This window comes from Rubrivivax sp. JA1055, from assembly GCF_020966565.1.
Classification (GTDB): domain Bacteria; phylum Pseudomonadota; class Gammaproteobacteria; order Burkholderiales; family Burkholderiaceae_C; genus Rubrivivax; species Rubrivivax benzoatilyticus.
Map to the genome: position 1 here is coordinate 15,635 of NZ_JAJKFP010000003.1, position 15,246 is coordinate 30,880.

Sequence of the window (15,246 nt, forward strand, 5' to 3'; positions counted from 1 at the left end):
CTCGGTACCTGACACGGCCGGGGTGTCATAACCAAAGAAGGAACGCGCCATGCGCCACCGCCACGGACTTCGCAAACTGAACCGCACCAGCAGCCATCGCCTCGCGATGCTGCGCAACATGGCCAACTCGCTGATCCGCCACGAGGCGATCAAGACGACCGTGCCGAAGGCCAAGGAACTGCGCGCCGTCGTCGAGCCGCTGATCACGCTGGGCAAGACCCCGACGCTGGCCAACCGCCGCCTGGCGTTCGACCGCACCCGCGACCGCGAAGTGGTCACCAAGCTGTTCAACGAACTCGGCCCGCGCTACGCCACCCGGCCGGGCGGCTACACCCGCATCCTGAAGATGGGCTTCCGCGTCGGCGACAACGCGCCGATGGCCTTCGTCGAACTGGTCGATCGTCCGGAACCGGCCGAAGAGACCACCGAAGCGGCCGAATAAGCCGATTCAGCCGAACAGACGGCCGTCGATTTCGACGGCCGTTTTGCTTTTCGGGGCGCCGCGCGATGCGGTGTCTGCCGGCTCCCCGCCGGCATGCGGTCTGCGGCCTCGCGGCCGCAGACCTGGCGCTTTCACCGATCTCCGTTCCGAGCCGTCAAAGCCGCGAGTCCGGCAGCGGGCTGATCTGCGCCAATCGATGAGAATGCGTCGCATCTAGACTTCGGGTGTGATCAAGCGAACCGACGCCCTGGTGCTGACCGGTGTAACCGCAACAACGCCGTGGAGCACGGTTCGCCGATGGCTCGCGACGAGGCTGCGCCTGTCTTCGGCGGAAGCGGCCTTCGTGTCTGGAGCGATCCTCCTCGCGGCCCTGCTGATCCTGCTCGCCTTCCTGCCGGCGCCGCATGACGATGCGCGGCTGTTCTCGGACGGGTGGGGCGCCGAGAGTTTTGTCGAAGGGGAGGCCTGCTCGCCTGGCGACGTCGCCGTGCCCCAGCTGATGCCCCGGCCGCCAGTGAAGGCGACCGCCGTGGACCGGACCAGCCTGGCGCTGCGCTACCTCACCTGGGGATTGCTGCTGCCGCTGCTGGCGGCGACGGCGCTGTCGTCGCGGCGCGTGTGGGTGTGCAGGCCGGACCTCGTCATCGTGTTGCTGTACGGCCTGGTCCCGGCGTACCTGCAGTGGTCGGCCAATCCGGCGTTCGTCGCCTTGCGCCAAACGCTGGCCGACGTCTGGCTGCAGCGCTGGCCGATGGCGGAGAGCCAGATCGTGTGGCTCGACATGATCTCCGTGGCGCTCTGGCACGGCGGCGGACTCGCGCTGGGCTTTGCCGTCTGGTCGCTGGTGGCCGCTGCTGCGGCCCTGTCCGCCACCGATCGACTGCGTGTCGCCAGAAGCCTGGTGCCGCTGGGCATCGTGATTCTGACGCTCGGCCTCACCGAGGCGTCGGCGTCGTACCTCCGGGGGGAGGGTGTCGTGCTGGATGTGCTCCCGGTGCTGCGGGCCACGGCTCTCGCCGCTGGCGCCGTCTGGAGCGCCGTGGCCGGTGCACGAGCGATGCGGCCGCTGCCCGTGCGGGTGCGCTCGGTCGCCGCCGTCGTGCTGTGGGCGCTTCCGATCGGCCTCGCGCTGGGCCACGGCTGGTGGATGTACTTCGAGTGGACCGGCCGCTATCGCGTCTGAACGCATGAGGCGTCATCAGCTGCGGGTACTAGCGCGTTGCGAAAAAAGCATGTTATAGTCACTGTCTCAGTCGCGGGGTGGAGCAGTCTGGTAGCTCGTTGGGCTCATAACCCAAAGGTCGCAGGTTCAAATCCTGCCCCCGCAACCAAATTCAGAAGCCCGTCTCGTGCGGGCTTCGTCGTTTGCGGCGCTCGCGAACACACGCCCTCCCCGGTGGCGTCACGGCGCGGCACGAGCGCGTCCCCACTTGGCGTGAAGTGCGGGCGCTCCATACCCCACCCCTTCAGGCGGAAAGCCCGGCGAGTCCGGCGTGGCGTGCTACGTTGTGCGCTGGTCGGGCTGGGTCGAAGGTGATGAAGCCGAGGTTCCCGGGATGCCGTGCCGCGTCGAGCCGCCCTGGCCGCGCAGTCGTGTCGAGGCGCCGCGCCGGGCCCAGCGCCCGCATCGCCGCGTGTGGCATGTTTCCGTCTGCGCGTCGCGCGATGGGCGCCCGATGACAGCGCCGTCCGGCCCCGAAGGCGTGAGCGCCGGTCCCGGCTGCGGGCTGTTGTCGGCCGCTCCCGCATCGGCCACGTCGGCGCCCGCACAAGCCGGCCCGCCCGACAGGCCCTCGGCCTCCTCGGCTGCCCGCGTGCTCGACTGCCTTTACGACGTCTTCCGGATCACCGAGGACGACGGTCGTGCGCCATCGGCGCAATGGCCGTCGCTCGCCGATCGGCTGGCCGCCGTCTGGGGTGGCCCGCCGGGCGTCAGCGCCTGCGTCGAGGTGGACGGTGTGCGCTACGCCAGTCGCGGCCATCTCGACCGGCCTGACGCCCACGCCGCCGAGATCCTGCGCGCCGGTGTCGCGGTCGGCTGCATCGGCGTGCAGTTCCACGGTTCGGCCGGCGTCGAGGCGGCGGCTTCGGTCTGCGCCGGGGAAGCCTGCCGGCTGCTGCGGGCGGTGGCCTCGCACGTCGGCTCCCGCCTGGCACAGCACGAAGCCCAGGCCGCGCTGCGCGAGAGCGAACAGCACTTCCGTAACGTCGCCAACGGCGGCTCGGCCTTGATCTGGACGGCCGAACTCGACAAGCGCTGCACCTACTTCAACGACGTCTGGCTGCGTTTCACCGGCCGCACGACGGCGCAGGAGACGGGGGCCGGGTGGCTCGAGGGTGTGCACCCCGACGACCGCGACTGGGTGGTGCGCCGCTACGAGCAGGCCTTCGACCGGCGCGAGAGCTTTCGCATGGTCTACCGCCTGCGCCGCGCCGACGGCGAGTACCGCTGGCTGCGCGACGACGGCGCGCCGCGCCACGACAGCCTGGGGCGCTTCGTCGGCTACATCGGCCACTGTGTCGACGTCACAGACCAGCAGAACGCCGACGCCGAACTCGCCCACCACCGGCGCCATCTGGAGCGTCTGGTGGCCGAGCGCACGCGTGAACTCGCCCAGGCCAAGGAGGCCGCCGAGGCGGCCAATCTCGCCAAGAGCACCTTCCTGGCGAACATGTCGCACGAGATTCGCACGCCGCTCAACGCCATCCTCGGCATGGCGCACCTGACCCGGCGCTCGGGCGTGACACCGCAGCAGGCGGAACGGCTGGCGCGCATCGACGCCGCTGGCGCGCACCTGCTGGACACCATCAGCACGCTGCTGGACCTGTCCAAGATCGAGGCCGACATGCTGGCGCTCGACCACGTGCCGCTGCAGGCCGCCGATGTCGTCGCCGACGTCGCCGCGATGCTCGCCGACGGCGCCCGCGCCAAGCGTCTGGAACTGCGCACCGAGCTTGCGCCGCTGCCCGGCCCGCTGCTCGGCGACCCGACGCGCCTGCGCCAGGCGCTGACCAACTACGTCGCCAACGCGATCAAGTTCACCGACGCCGGCAGCGTCACGCTGCGCGTGGCGCTGCAGTCCGAGCCCCCCGACGCCGTGCTGCTGCGCTTCGAGGTCGAGGACACCGGCATCGGCATCCCGGCGGACGTGCTGCCGCGGCTGTTCAACGCCTTCGAGCAGGCCGACGGCTCGATCACCCGGCGCTATGGCGGCACCGGGCTCGGCCTGGCGCTGACGCGGCGCCTGGCCCGGCGCATGGGCGGCGAGGCGGGGGCGCGCAGCCTCCCGGGCGAGGGCAGCGTCTTCTGGTTCACCGCCTGCCTGTCGCGTGCACCCGGTGCCGCCGCTGCACCGGCGCCGGTGGCGGCGGTCGCGGACGCCGAAGCGATGCTGCGCTGCCATCACGCCGGCCGGACCGTGCTGCTGGTCGAGGACGACGCGGTGAACCGCGAGGTCACCAGCTGCCTGCTGGCCGAAGCCGGCCTGGCCGTCGAGCTCGCCGAAGACGGCCTGCAGGCGCTGGAGTGCGTCGCGCGCCGGTCCTACGACCTGGTGCTGATGGACATGCAGATGCCCGGCCTGGACGGGCTGGAGGCCACCCGGCGGCTGCGCCAGCTGCCGCGTGGCCATGACGTGCCGGTGGTGGCGCTGACGGCCAATGCCTTCGCCGAGGACCGTGGCCGCTGCCTGGCGGCCGGCATGGATGACTTCATCACCAAGCCGGTGGACCCGGCACGGCTGTTCGAGGCGGTGCTCGCCCGCCTGACGCCCGGCCCGGTGCCGGGCGCGCCCGCGCGCCGCTGACCTTCAGGCCCAGGCGCCGGGCGCGGGGGTGGCCAGGGCGTCGAACGCCGGGCGCGCGAACAGCCAGCCCTGCATCAGCGTGATGCCCGCGTCGAGCAGCGCGTCACGCTCGCCGGCGGTCTCGACGCCTTCGGCGACGACGGTGAGGCCCAGTTCATCGCACAGCCGCACCAGCGAGCGCACGATCGCGCGTGAACGCGGCCGGCGGTCCAGCGCGCGGCTGAGGTCCATGTCCAGCTTGACGATGTCGGGTTCGAACGCGGCCAGCAGGTTCAAGCCCGAGTAGCCCGCGCCGAAGTCGTCGAGCGCGGTCAGGAAACCGAGCCGGCGGTACTCGGTGACGATCTCCACCAGGTGGCCGACGTCGTGCACGCGCTCGGTCTCGGTGATCTCGAACATGATGCGGTCCAGCGCGAAGCCGCAGTCGTTGGCGGCCCGCAGCGTCGCCTGGATGCAGGCCGACGGCCGGTAGATCGCGTTGGGCATGAAGTTGATCGACAGCCGCTCGCGCATGCCCAGGCGCGCCGCGCCCGCGATGGCGTCGCGGCGGCAACGCTGGTCGAAGGCGTAGCGGTTGCGGTCGTCCACCTGGGCCAGCACGCTGGCCGCCGACTCGCCGTTCGGCCCGCGCACCAGGGCTTCGTGGGCGAAGACGCTGCGGGCCGGCACGTCGACGATCGGCTGGTACGCGAAAGCCAGCGGGGCGCCGAAGGCCTCCCCGTCGCGACAGATCGCGCAGCGCTCACCGTGGCCTGGATGGCCGGCTTCCGACATCGTGCATCTCCTGGGCGCGGCCCCGTCGGCCGGCGAGCCGAGTATCGGGCGCCGGCGGCGGCCTCGATCCGCCGATAAGCGCGGCGATGTCCGCCACCGGCGAGCCGTCAGACCGAAAGAAAAGCCCCGTGCCGGAGCGGCAGCGGGGCTCGGGTGGCGCCGGCGTGGCCGGTGTTTACTTGAACGGGCTCGGGCGCGGCGTCTTGTCGGTCGACGGCGGCAGGATCGGCAGCGTGAAGCTCGGCTGGTCGCCGGTCAGCGTCTTCAGGAAGGAGACGATCTTGGCGTTCTCGTCGGGCGTGAACTTCTTGCCCAGTTGCAGCCGGCCCATGATGTCCACGGCCTCGGTCAGCGTGTTCGCGGCGCCGTCGTGGAAGTACGGGTAGGTCATCTCGACGTTGCGCAGCGTCGGCACCTTGAAGTTGAAGCGGTCGGCGTCCTTGCCGGTCACCGCGACGCGGCCTTCAGCGGGGCTGCTGGCCTTGTACGGCGCGACGACACCCATCTTCTGGAACGAGTTGCCGCCGACGGCCGGGCCGTTGTGGCAGCCGACGCAGCCGCTTTCCTTGAACAGCTTGTAGCCGGCGAGCTCGTCGGCGTTCAGCGCGTCCTTCTTGCCCAGCAGCCACTGGTCGAAACGCGAGTTCGGCGTCACCAGCGTCTTCTCGAACTCGGCGATCGCGGCCGTGACCTGCTCGATGTCGATCTTGTCCTTGCCGAAGACCTGCTTGAACTCGCGCTGGTAGGCCGGGATCGACTCCAGCACGCCGAGCGCCAGCGTGTGCGTGAACGCCATCTCGCCCGGGTTGGCGATCGGGCCGCCGGCCTGGGCCTGCAGGTCGGCCGCACGGCCGTCCCAGAACTGGGCGACGTTCAGGCTCGAGTTCAGCACCGTCGGGGCGTTGATCGGGCCTTGCTGCCACTTGTCGCCGATCGAGGTCGGGATGTTGTCGGTGCCGCCCATCGACAGGTTGTGGCACGAGTTGCACGAGATGAAGCCGGACTTCGACAGGCGCGGATCGAAGTAGAGCTTCTTGCCGAGCTCGACCATGCCCAGGTTGACCTGCTGCGGGGGCACGATCGGCTGGATCGGCTCCTGGCTCTGCGCGACGGCCGCGCCGACGACCAGGACGCTGGCAGCGGCCAGGGCGACCGGGGTCCAACGAATGTTCATGGAATCTCCTCTATCCGTCCGAATCTGTTGCCGGTGGCCGGGACGGCCCATCGGGCACCGGGGCGATCTGGAATCAGTCCAGATGACGGATGCATTCCATGCCTGGGGCGATGGTCACGATCTGACACAACGCAAGTTCGGACGAATTGAACAAATCGCAATTTCTGTTCCCTGGGCAGAGCGACCCCGTGCTGTGGCCCTGCGGCAACTGCCGCAGTGCGATGGTCGGGATCTGCCGGCCGCCGCCCTCAGCGTGACGGGCGGACCGCCGCAGCCCCGGGCGGTTCGCTCGGCGGCGTGTCCACCCGTTGCAGCGTCGGCCGATGCACCGGCAGCCCCCGCGCCCAGAGCGGAAAGCGCTGCACGAAACGCAGCACGAAGTAGCTGCGCATGCGCACCCACAGCCGCCAGCGCGGCGCCGGCTCGGGCTGCACCTCCTCGCAGCTGTGGCGGATCAGGTGCTGCAGCCGCTCGCGCAGCTGCGCGGCGAAGCCGCGGTCGCGCAGCACGACGTTGGCCTCCAGGTTCAGCGCCAGGCTCAGCGGGTCGAGGTTGCTCGAGCCGACGGTCGCCCAGTCGTCGTCGACCACCGCCACCTTGCCGTGCATCGGCCGGTCGCAGTACTCGTGGATGTGCACGCCGTCGCGCAGCAGGTGGTCGTAGAGCAGGCCGGCGGCGGTCTTCACGATCGGCATGTCGGGCGTGCCCTGCAGGATCAGGCGCACGTCGACGCCGCGCCGGGCCGCGCGGCGCAGCTCCTTCAGCAGGCGCCAGCCGGGGAAGAAGTAGGCGTTGGCGATGATCACGCTGTGGCGTGCGGCGCGCAGCGCGGCGCGGTACTGGCGTTCGATGTCGGCGCGGTGTTCCAGGTTGTCGCGCGTGACGAGCATCGCCTGCACCGGGCCTTCGGTGCGTGGCGGCGGCAGCCGGGGCCGCGGCACCGGGCGCTCGCCGCGTGCGCCGCCGCGGATCGCCGCGAGCGCGAAGCGGCGGATGGTCTCGACGACCGGCCCGCGCAGCCGCACCGCGAAGTCCTGCTTGGCCTGCGGGCCGAAGTCGGCCAGGTGGTCGGCCGAGTAGTTGATGCCGCCGACGAAAGCCGTCTCGCCGTCGACGACGACGATCTTGCGGTGCATGCGGCGCAGCACGTTGAAGCGCCGCCCGAACAGCCGCCAGCTCGGGTCGAAGCTGCGCAGGCGCACGCCGGCGGCGCGCAGCGAGCCGGTGAACTCCGCCGACAGATCGGGCGAACCGTAGCCATCGACCATCACGTCGACCTGCACGCCGCGCTGCGCGGCTTCCAGCAGCGCCGCGTGCAGCGCCAGCCCGACCTGGTCCTCGAACAGGATGAAGGTCTCCAGCAGCACCTCGTGGCGGGCGTTGCGGATGGCGTCGAAGACGGCGGGGAAGAAGGCCTCGCCGTTTTCGAGCAGCTCGACGGCGTTGCCGTCGGTCCAGCGCGGGCGGCGTCTCACAGCGCGATCTCCGCAGCCAGCGGCGCGTGGTCCGACAGATGCGCCCAGGGCCGGCGCGGCAGCGGCAGCGGCCGGTGGCCGCGTGTGTTGCGCACGTAGATGCGGTCCAGGCGCAGCAGTGGCCAGTGTGCCGGGAAGGTGCGCGCCGAACGCCCGTGCGCCTGCACGAAGACCTCGCTCAGCCCCAGGCCGCGTTCGAGCACCGGGTGGGCGCGGTCGCGCCAGTCGTTGAAGTCGCCGGCGACGACCAGCGGCGCGTCGTCGGGCACCTCGCGCCGCACCAGCTCGCACAGCTGTTCCAGCTGGCGGCGGCGGTGGGCCTCGGCCAGACCCAGATGCACGCAGACCGCGTGCACGCGCATGCCGTCGGCCGGCCGATGCAGCGTGCAGTGCAGCAGGCCGCGGGCCTCGTGGCCGTCGACCGACACGTCGTGATTGGCGTGGGCGACGATCGGGTACTTGGACAGCAGCGCGTTGCCGTGGTCGCCGTGCGGATAGACGGCGTTGCGGCCATAGGCGAACTGCGGCCACAGCGCGTCGGCGATGAACTCGTAGTGCGGGGCCTGCGGCCAGCGTGCGACGTGCTCGGACTGGCGACAGTGCGTGCCGTGAACCTCCTGCAGGAAGACGAGGTCGGCGTCGACGTCGCGCACCGCGTCGCGCAGCTCGTCCAGCACGAAGCGGCGGTTCAGCGCGGTGAACCCCTTGTGGGTGTTGACGGTCAGGACGCGGATCGGCGGCGGACGGTTCATGAGGGGCAGCGGCAACGGGGCTGCCCCAGTGTCGGCAGCCGGGCGCCGTGCGCCTGTAGGAAGACGCCGCCGGGCGGCGACGGTGCCGGCCGCGCCGCGCTGCCGGTCAGCGTGCCGGCCCCGGGCCTGCCGGCCCGCGGCGTGTCAGCCGACCGGCTCGGTGCGGACCCGCGTGCGCGAGCGCCGTCCCAGGCCCTCGACCGCCGGCTGCGGCGCGGCCGCGGCGGGCGTCGCGCGGCGCGGCTTGGCGCTGCCCTTGGGCGCCGGCGCGGGCGCGGGCGGCGGTGCCTCGGCGGCCCGGGCGCGGCGCCTGGGCTTGGCGGCCGGGGCGTCCGCCTGGGCTTCGCGCTTGCGCGCCGCCAGTGCCAGCCGGCGCACACGCGCGATGTCGCGGTCGGTGATGACGCCGTTGACGCCGGAGATCGCGGCCAGCTTCATGCCGTGTTTCAGGCCCAGCTTGTAGATCTCGCGCACCTTCTCCCACTCGATCGCGCGGCCGACGGTGAAGTTCTCGAAACGGCCTTCCAGCGCCAGCACGATGGTCTCGGCCAGGCAGGCGTAGGCGACGCCGGGCGGCAGGCCGATGTTCTTCATCTTCACGTGGCCGGGCAGCTGGATCTCGCCGGACTCGATGACCAGCACGTCGGGGCGTTTGGCCACGTCCTCGGGCGACAGGTCCAGCGGCCGCGCGACGTCGGTGATCACGCAGCCGGGCTTGACCTTCATGATGTCCAGCACCTTCTTGCCGGCGCCCGAGGTCGCGGTGACGATCATGTCCATGTCCGCGATGTGCGTGTCGGCCTTGGCGCTGAGCACGATCTTGGCGTCGGGCGTCTGGCGCAGGATGGACTCCTGCAGTGCCAGCAGCTTGGCGGTCTCGGGCGAGACCAGCGTCACCTCCTCGGCGGCGCGCACCAGGAGCCGCGCGCAGGCCGAGCCGATGGCGCCGGTGGCGCCGACGACCATGGCCTTGAACTTCACGCGCTCGTCGCCCTGGGGCGGCTCGATGAGCCGCAGCCGCAGTAGCGCGTCGTGCGCCGCCCACAGCGCGCCCGAGGCGCTGTAGCTGTTGCCGGTGGTGATCGGCAGCGTCGCGCGCCGCGCCACCGTCGCGCCGGCATCGCCGACGACCTTGGTGAACGCGCCCAGGCCCATGATCTGGGCGCCGAGCTTGCGCGCCATCTCGGCGGCGGCCAGCAGTCGGCGGTAGGTGAACTCCGGCGGGTGGCTCATGATCTCGCGCGGCGTGCCGCCCACCGAGATCAGCCAGCCCTCGGCCTCGGCGCCGGTCGGCGACTTGATGCCCTCGACCTTCGAGTAGACGAAGGGCGGCGCATAGGCCATCGCCTTCTCCAGCGAGTCCATCAAGAGCGGCGGCGAGACCTTGGACAGCATCTCGATCGGCTTGACCTTCTTGAAGTACTCCTGCGACAGCGGGTGGATGACGAAGGCGAAGCGGTTCTTGCGCTGGAAGCCGTTGGGGTAGAGCACGCGCGGACGCGCGTCGAGCATCTGGATCAGCTCGAGGTAGTCGTCGTCGTACAGCGTGCCCGGCGCCTTGCCGGTGGCCGCCAGGATCATCGCGTCGAGCAGCTCGTGGCCGAGCACCTGGCCCTGCACCACCGGCGAGGCGTCGACGATCATCGCCACGCCCTTCTCGCGGAAGGCTTCCAGCCGCGCGTCGTTGACGGTCGCGGTGACGATGGTCTTGCCGGCCAGCTCCTCGGTGCCGAAACGGTCGAGCTCGTGCACCGGCGCGACGACGACGGTGGCCTTCTTCATCGCCTCGCGCAGCACGTGATCCGACCAGCGCTCCAGCAGCGCCGTGCTCGGCAGGCGCCTGGGCGTCCAGCCGGCGACGTAGTGCGAGCCGGTGGCGTACAGCGACAGCGCGTCCAGCGAGGTCAGCAGCTTGGGCACGCCCAGCTGCAGCAGCGGGTCGGCGAAGAACAGGTTGGGCGTGAACTCGGCCATCGCCGAGGCCAGCTTGCGGTTGGCGACGCCGGAGAAGAACAGCACCAGCGCGTTGTCGAAATAGCGCCCGAGATCGGCCTGCACGTGGCGCAGCGCCCATTCGAGATAGATTTCGGCGAGGTGGGCGCCGGTGGTGCACGGCGCGTGCTTGAGCGTGGCGGCGAGCTCGGCGCCGCCGACCGTGGCGCCGACGCTGCGCGGGTCTGGCCCGGCGCCGATGCCGATCGCGGCGGCGCGGCGGTCCCAGTAGGCCAGCCGGCGCGCGGCGACGGTCTCGTCGCCGTCGGTGCCGATGCGCCGCACGCGCAACGGTTGGCCGAGCAGCGTGGTGCGCAGCTCGAAGTCTTGCGCTGCTGCGCCGAGGCTGATGCCGATCACGCTCTTCATACGTTGTTCGCGCCAGAGTGGACCCGGAAGGGCATGGTGGAGGGTTGACGAGATGGCCAACTTGATCGGGGACATGGCCCGCACCGTCGGGCTGCCCAAGCTGAAGCAGGCGGCGGGCCTGGTGACGAAGCGGCTGCCGATACCGCAGCCCCTGTTGATCGTAGGGCCGGGTGCCAGCGCCAAGCTCGGCCAGGCGATCGGGGATTTCACCCATCGGAAGGTCATGCTGGTCACCGACGCGACGGTGATGAAGCTCGGTCTGGCCGAACCCTTGCGCGCCGCGCTGGCCGCGGCGGGCACCGAGGTCGTGGTCTTCGACCGCGTCGAGCCCGACGCGCCGATCCCGCTGGTCGAAGCCGGCATCACGCTGCTGCGCGACGAGGGCTGCGACGCCATCGTCGCCTTCGGCGGCGGCTCGGTGATGGACGCGGCCAAGGTCATCGGCCTGGCGGTGGCCAACGGCAAGCCGCCCAAGGCGCTGGTCGGCTACTTCAAGGGCCTGCACGGGCCGCTGCCGCTGTACGCGGTGCCGACGACCGCCGGCACCGGCAGCGAGGTCACCGTCGCCGCGGTGATCTCCGACCCGAAGGCCGCGCGCAAGCTGGTCGTCGCCGACACGCGGCTGGTGCCGCGCATGGCAGCGCTGGACCCGGAACTGATGGTCGGCCTGCCGCCGGCGATCACCGCCGCCACCGGCATGGACGCGCTGACGCACGCCGTCGAGGCCTACATCGGTGACTGGTGCACCGACACCACCGACCGCTGGGCGCTGGCCGCGGTCGGCATGGTCTTCGAGCAGCTGGAGCGCGCCGTCACCGACGGTGGTGACCTCGTCGCGCGCGAACGCATGGCGCTGGCCTCGACCTACGCCGGGCTGGCCTTCACCCGTGCCAACGTCGGCAACGTGCACGCGATCGCGCACCAGTTGGGCGGCCTGTACCACGTGCCGCACGGGCTGGCCAACGCCATCGTGCTGCCGGCGGTGCTGCGTTTCTCGGCGCCGAACTGCGAGCCGCGGCTGGCGGTGCTGGCGCGGCGCGCCGGGGTCGGTGCGCCCGACGACGGCGACACGACGCTGGCGCACAAGTTCATCGACGCGGTGGCCGAGCTGAACCGGCGCATCGGCATCCCGGCGACGGTCGACGCGCTGCGGGCCGCCGACATCCCCAAGCTCGCCCAGGCCGCCTGCCGCGAGGCCGACGCCAACTACCCGGTGCCGCGTGTGATGACGCCGGGTGACTGTGAAGCGATCCTGCGTTCGCTGCTGCCGGCCAAGGCGCCGGCGCGCAAGCGCACGGCGGCCAAGACAGCCGCCAAGCCGGCGGCGAAGAAGGCCGCCGCGCGCAAGAAGGCCGCAGCGCCGGCCTGATCAGCGCAGCGCGAGCTCGGGGCCGAGTTCGCGCAACCAGGCCAGCACCGCCGGCTCGGGCCAGTGCCAGGGCTGCTCGAACCCTGGCGTGCCGTCGCGCGGGTGCCACTGCTGCAGCACCCAGCGCTTCGCGCCGGCGGTCTTCAGCGTCACTGCCATCTTCGCCAGCGTCTCGTCGCTCTGCAGCGACGGGTGGTAGGTGGTGCGCACCTCGTGGTCGACGCCGCTGGCGACGACGGCGCCCAGCGCCTCGTGCACCGGCGCGCCGCTGCACGGGCGGCCGGTCAGCGTGTCGTGGCCGGCGAGGTCGGTCTTCAGGTCCAGGCCGACCCAGTCCAGCTGCGGCAGCAGCGCGGCGAGCTTCTGCGGATAGATGCCGGCGCTGTGCAGGCCAACGGCGAAACCCAGGCCGCGCGCGGTGGCCACGGCCTCGGGCAGCGCCGGGTCCAGTGTCGGCTCGCCGCCGCTGAAGACGACGCCGTCGAGCAGCCCGCGGCGGCGCGCCAGCGTCGCGACGACTTCGTCCCAGGCCGGGCCCGCGGCGCCGTCGCGCCGCTGCAGCGCCGGGTTGTGGCAGTAGACGCAGCGCCAGGGGCAGCCCTGGACGAAGACGACCGCCGCGAGGCGGTCGGGCCAGTCGGTCGTGCTCAGCGGCTGGAAGCCGCCGATGGCGAGGGCTTCAGGCGCAGCCACACTCGACGCTGGCCGTGACGTCGGCCGTGGCGGACGGGCGGCCCGGCTCGTCGAAGTAGCGGCGGTCGAGGAACTCGCCCTGCTTGCCGATGTTGAACGAGGCCATCGGACGGTGATAGCCCATCACGCGCGTCCAGACTTCGCAGCGCGTGCGTTCGTGTTCTTCGAGCTGCGGGTGAACGAGGGGGGTCTGGCTGTGGCTCATGGGTCTGTTTCCTTCGGGGGGAGCTGGGGGGGAGCTGGGGTCAGGTCCTGCGGGACCTGACCCCGTCTTCCGGTGGGACTGCGGGGCAGGGGGGGCTGGGGTCAGGTCTCGCAAGACCTGACCCCGTCCGTCTGACCCCGTCCGTCGTGTCGTCTGCCTCACGCCGTCGCGGCGCGCGCCTTGCGTGCCAGGGCTTCTTCGTCGCACTTCGGGCAGAACGCGTGCTCGCCGGCGAGGTAGCCGTGTTTCGGGCAGATCGAGAAGGTCGGCGTCACCGTGATGTAGGGCAGCCGGTAGCGTTCGAGCGAACGCCGCACCAGGTCGCGGCAGGCGCGCGCCGACGACACACGTTCGCCCAGATACAGATGCAGCACGGTGCCGCCGGTGTATTTGCGCTGCAGCTCCTCCTGGCGCTCCAGCGCCTCGAAGGGGTCGGTCGTGAAGCCGACCGGCAGCTGCGAGGAGTTCGTGTAGTACGGGCGCTCGGCCGTGCCGGCCTGCAGGATGCCGGGCAGGCGCTTGCGGTCTTCCTTCGCGAAGCGGTAGGTCGTGCCTTCGGCCGGCGTCGCCTCCAGGTTGTAGAGGTGGCCGGTCTCCTCCTGCAGCTCGACGATGCGCGCGCGGATGTGGTCCAGGTAGCGCACCGCCATCGCGTGGCCCTCGGGCGAGGTGATGTCGTGGCGGTCGGCCGTGAAGTTGCGGATCATCTCGTTGATCCCGTTCACGCCGATCGTCGAGAAGTGGTTGCGCAGCGTGCCGAGGTAGCGCTTGGTGTACGGGAACAGGCCGCTGTCGATGTGGCCCTGGATGACCTTGCGCTTGATCTCCAGGCTGGTGCGCGCGATGGCGATCAGGCGGTCGGTGCGCGCCAGCAGGCCGGCTTCGTCGCCGGCGTGCAGATAGCCCAGGCGGGCGCAGTTGATCGTCACCACACCCAGCGAGCCGGTCTGCTCGGCCGAGCCGAACAGGCCGTTGCCGCGCTTCAGAAGCTCGCGCAGGTCCAGCTGCAGCCGGCAGCACATCGAGCGCACCATGTTCGGCTGCAGGTCCGAGTTCAGGAAGTTCTGGAAGTACGGCAGGCCGTACTTCGCCGTCATCTCGAACAGCGGCAGCGTGTTCGGGTGCTCCCAGTCGAAGTCGCTGGTGATGTTGTAGGTCGGGATCGGGAAGGTGAACGAGCGGCCCTTGGCGTCGCCTTCCATCATCACGTCGATGTAGGCGCGGTTGATCATGTCCATCTCGGCCTGCAGATCGCCGTAGGCGAACGGCATCTCCCGGCCGCCGATCACCGGCACCTGCTCGCGCAGGTCCTCGGGGCAGGTCCAGTCGAAGGTCAGGTTGGTGAACGGCGTCTGCGTGCCCCAGCGCGACGGCACGTTCAGGTTGTAGATCAGCTCCTGCAGGCTCTGGCGCACCTGGTCGTACGTCAGCCCGTCCTTGCGGATGAAGGGCGCGAGATAGGTGTCGAAGGAGCTGAAGGCTTGGGCGCCGGCCCATTCGTTCTGCAGCGTGCCGAGGAAGTTGACGATCTGGCCGACGGCGCTGGACAGGTGCTTGGGCGGGCCGGCCTCGACCTTGCCCGGCACGCCGTTCAGGCCTTCGTGCAGCAGCGTGCGCAGCGACCAGCCGGCGCAGTAGCCCGACAGCATGTCCAGGTCGTGGATGTGCAGGTCGGCCTCGCGGTGGGCGATGCCCACTTCCGGCGGGTAGACGTGGTTCAGCCAGTAGTTGGCGACGACCTTGCCCGAGACGTTGAGGATCAGCCCGCCCAGCGAGTAACCCTGGTTGGCGTTGGCGTTGACGCGCCAGTCCTGGCGCGCCAGGTACTCGTTGACCGAACGCTCGACGTCGACGGCGACGCTGCGGTCCTGGCGCAGCGCGCGGCGCTGCTCGCGGTAGACGATGTAGGCGCGCGCGGTGTCGAAGTGGCCGGCCTCCTGCAGCACACGCTCGACCTCGTCCTGGATCTGCTCGACGCCAGTAACACGGCGGCGCAGGCGTTCGGTGACCTGCTGCGTCAGCTCGGCGGCGCGCGCGGCGTCGTATTCGCCGGTGGCGGCGCCGGCACGCGCCAGCGCGTCGGCGATCTTGGCGGGGTCGAAGGCGACGGTGCGGCCTTCACGCTTGATGACCGCCAGCGGGGCGGCCTGGGTGTCGGCAGAGGGGGGCAGGGCGGCGTCTGTCATGCGCGTTGA

At 71.0% G+C, this 15,246-nt stretch carries 12 protein-coding genes and 1 tRNA gene; 5 read left to right on the forward strand and 8 right to left on the reverse strand.

Features of this window, described 5'->3' with window-relative positions; translation table 11 throughout:
* Nucleotides 1–49 precede the first annotated feature (49 nt).
* From rplQ to LOC65_RS05755, 4 genes are all read left to right on the forward strand, one after another.
* Nucleotides 50–442, forward strand: a complete 393-nt coding sequence (rplQ, locus tag LOC65_RS05740) for a 50S ribosomal protein L17 (protein ID WP_009855685.1) — start codon at nt 50–52, stop codon at nt 440–442.
* A gap of 226 nt (nt 443–668) precedes the next feature.
* Nucleotides 669–1,625 (forward strand): hypothetical protein, encoded by a 957-nt coding sequence (locus LOC65_RS05745; protein WP_230246883.1) that lies wholly within the window; start codon nt 669–671, stop codon nt 1,623–1,625.
* 71 nt (nt 1,626–1,696) lie between these two features.
* Nucleotides 1,697–1,773 (forward strand) — tRNA-Met (locus tag LOC65_RS05750).
* 483 nt (nt 1,774–2,256) lie between these two features.
* Nucleotides 2,257–4,248, forward strand: coding sequence for a PAS domain-containing hybrid sensor histidine kinase/response regulator (locus LOC65_RS05755; protein WP_230246884.1), 1,992 nt, complete (start codon nt 2,257–2,259; stop codon nt 4,246–4,248).
* A 3-nt stretch (nt 4,249–4,251) separates the two neighbouring features.
* Here LOC65_RS05755 and LOC65_RS05760 read toward each other — a convergent pair whose 3' ends face one another.
* The 5 genes from LOC65_RS05760 to LOC65_RS05780 form a co-directional block, all read right to left on the reverse strand.
* Nucleotides 4,252–5,022 carry an EAL domain-containing protein gene (locus LOC65_RS05760; RefSeq protein WP_230246885.1) on the reverse strand — a complete coding sequence of 257 codons (771 nt, stop codon included), beginning with the start codon at nt 5,020–5,022 and terminating at the stop codon, nt 4,252–4,254.
* Between the two features lie 175 nt (nt 5,023–5,197).
* Nucleotides 5,198–6,196 carry a cytochrome-c peroxidase gene (locus tag LOC65_RS05765; RefSeq protein WP_009855635.1) on the reverse strand — a complete coding sequence of 333 codons (999 nt, stop codon included), beginning with the start codon at nt 6,194–6,196 and terminating at the stop codon, nt 5,198–5,200.
* Between the two features lie 248 nt (nt 6,197–6,444).
* Nucleotides 6,445–7,671 (reverse strand): cardiolipin synthase ClsB, encoded by a 1,227-nt coding sequence (gene clsB, locus LOC65_RS05770; protein ID WP_230246886.1) that lies wholly within the window; start codon nt 7,669–7,671, stop codon nt 6,445–6,447.
* Complete coding sequence (locus LOC65_RS05775; RefSeq protein WP_230246887.1) at nt 7,668–8,423, reverse strand: endonuclease/exonuclease/phosphatase family protein; 756 nt, start codon at nt 8,421–8,423, stop codon at nt 7,668–7,670. The genes clsB and LOC65_RS05775 overlap by 4 nt, the downstream gene beginning before the upstream one ends.
* A gap of 144 nt (nt 8,424–8,567) precedes the next feature.
* Nucleotides 8,568–10,784 carry a dehydrogenase gene (locus tag LOC65_RS05780; protein WP_230246888.1) on the reverse strand — a complete coding sequence of 739 codons (2,217 nt, stop codon included), beginning with the start codon at nt 10,782–10,784 and terminating at the stop codon, nt 8,568–8,570.
* 73 nt (nt 10,785–10,857) lie between these two features.
* Here LOC65_RS05780 and LOC65_RS05785 point away from each other — a divergent pair, with 73 nt between their 5' ends.
* On the forward strand, nt 10,858–12,153 hold the full coding sequence (locus tag LOC65_RS05785) for an iron-containing alcohol dehydrogenase (RefSeq protein ID WP_230246889.1): 1,296 nt from the start codon (nt 10,858–10,860) through the stop codon (nt 12,151–12,153).
* On the opposite strand, the gene LOC65_RS05790 is transcribed toward LOC65_RS05785, so the two are convergent.
* The 3 genes from LOC65_RS05790 to LOC65_RS05800 all read right to left on the reverse strand — a co-directional run bounded on the left by LOC65_RS05790 (nt 12,154) and on the right by LOC65_RS05800 (nt 15,237).
* Nucleotides 12,154–12,846: an anaerobic ribonucleoside-triphosphate reductase activating protein gene (locus LOC65_RS05790; protein ID WP_230246890.1), complete on the reverse strand. Its 693-nt coding sequence runs from the start codon at nt 12,844–12,846 to the stop codon at nt 12,154–12,156.
* Complete coding sequence (nrdD, locus tag LOC65_RS05795) at nt 12,833–13,051, reverse strand: anaerobic ribonucleoside-triphosphate reductase (RefSeq protein ID WP_009857323.1); 219 nt, start codon at nt 13,049–13,051, stop codon at nt 12,833–12,835. Before nrdD ends, LOC65_RS05790 begins: the two co-directional genes overlap by 14 nt.
* 158 nt (nt 13,052–13,209) lie before the next feature.
* Complete coding sequence (locus tag LOC65_RS05800) at nt 13,210–15,237, reverse strand: ribonucleoside triphosphate reductase (protein WP_230246891.1); 2,028 nt, start codon at nt 15,235–15,237, stop codon at nt 13,210–13,212.
* Nucleotides 15,238–15,246 lie beyond the last annotated feature (9 nt).

What these genes read in the sequence shown, in the direction of transcription:
- rplQ (WP_009855685.1), top strand. Translation starts at nt 50, where the DNA reads ATGCGCCACCGCCACGGACTTCGCAAACTGAACCGCACCAGCAGCCAT.
- LOC65_RS05760 (WP_230246885.1), bottom strand. Translation starts at nt 5,022, where the DNA reads ATGTCGGAAGCCGGCCATCCAGGCCACGGTGAGCGCTGCGCGATCTGT.
- LOC65_RS05765 (WP_009855635.1), bottom strand. Translation starts at nt 6,196, where the DNA reads ATGAACATTCGTTGGACCCCGGTCGCCCTGGCCGCTGCCAGCGTCCTG.
- LOC65_RS05775 (WP_230246887.1), bottom strand. Translation starts at nt 8,423, where the DNA reads ATGAACCGTCCGCCGCCGATCCGCGTCCTGACCGTCAACACCCACAAG.
- LOC65_RS05780 (WP_230246888.1), bottom strand. Translation starts at nt 10,784, where the DNA reads ATGAAGAGCGTGATCGGCATCAGCCTCGGCGCAGCAGCGCAAGACTTC.
- LOC65_RS05785 (WP_230246889.1), top strand. Translation starts at nt 10,858, where the DNA reads ATGGCCCGCACCGTCGGGCTGCCCAAGCTGAAGCAGGCGGCGGGCCTG.
- nrdD (WP_009857323.1), bottom strand. Translation starts at nt 13,051, where the DNA reads ATGAGCCACAGCCAGACCCCCCTCGTTCACCCGCAGCTCGAAGAACAC.
- LOC65_RS05800 (WP_230246891.1), bottom strand. Translation starts at nt 15,237, where the DNA reads ATGACAGACGCCGCCCTGCCCCCCTCTGCCGACACCCAGGCCGCCCCG.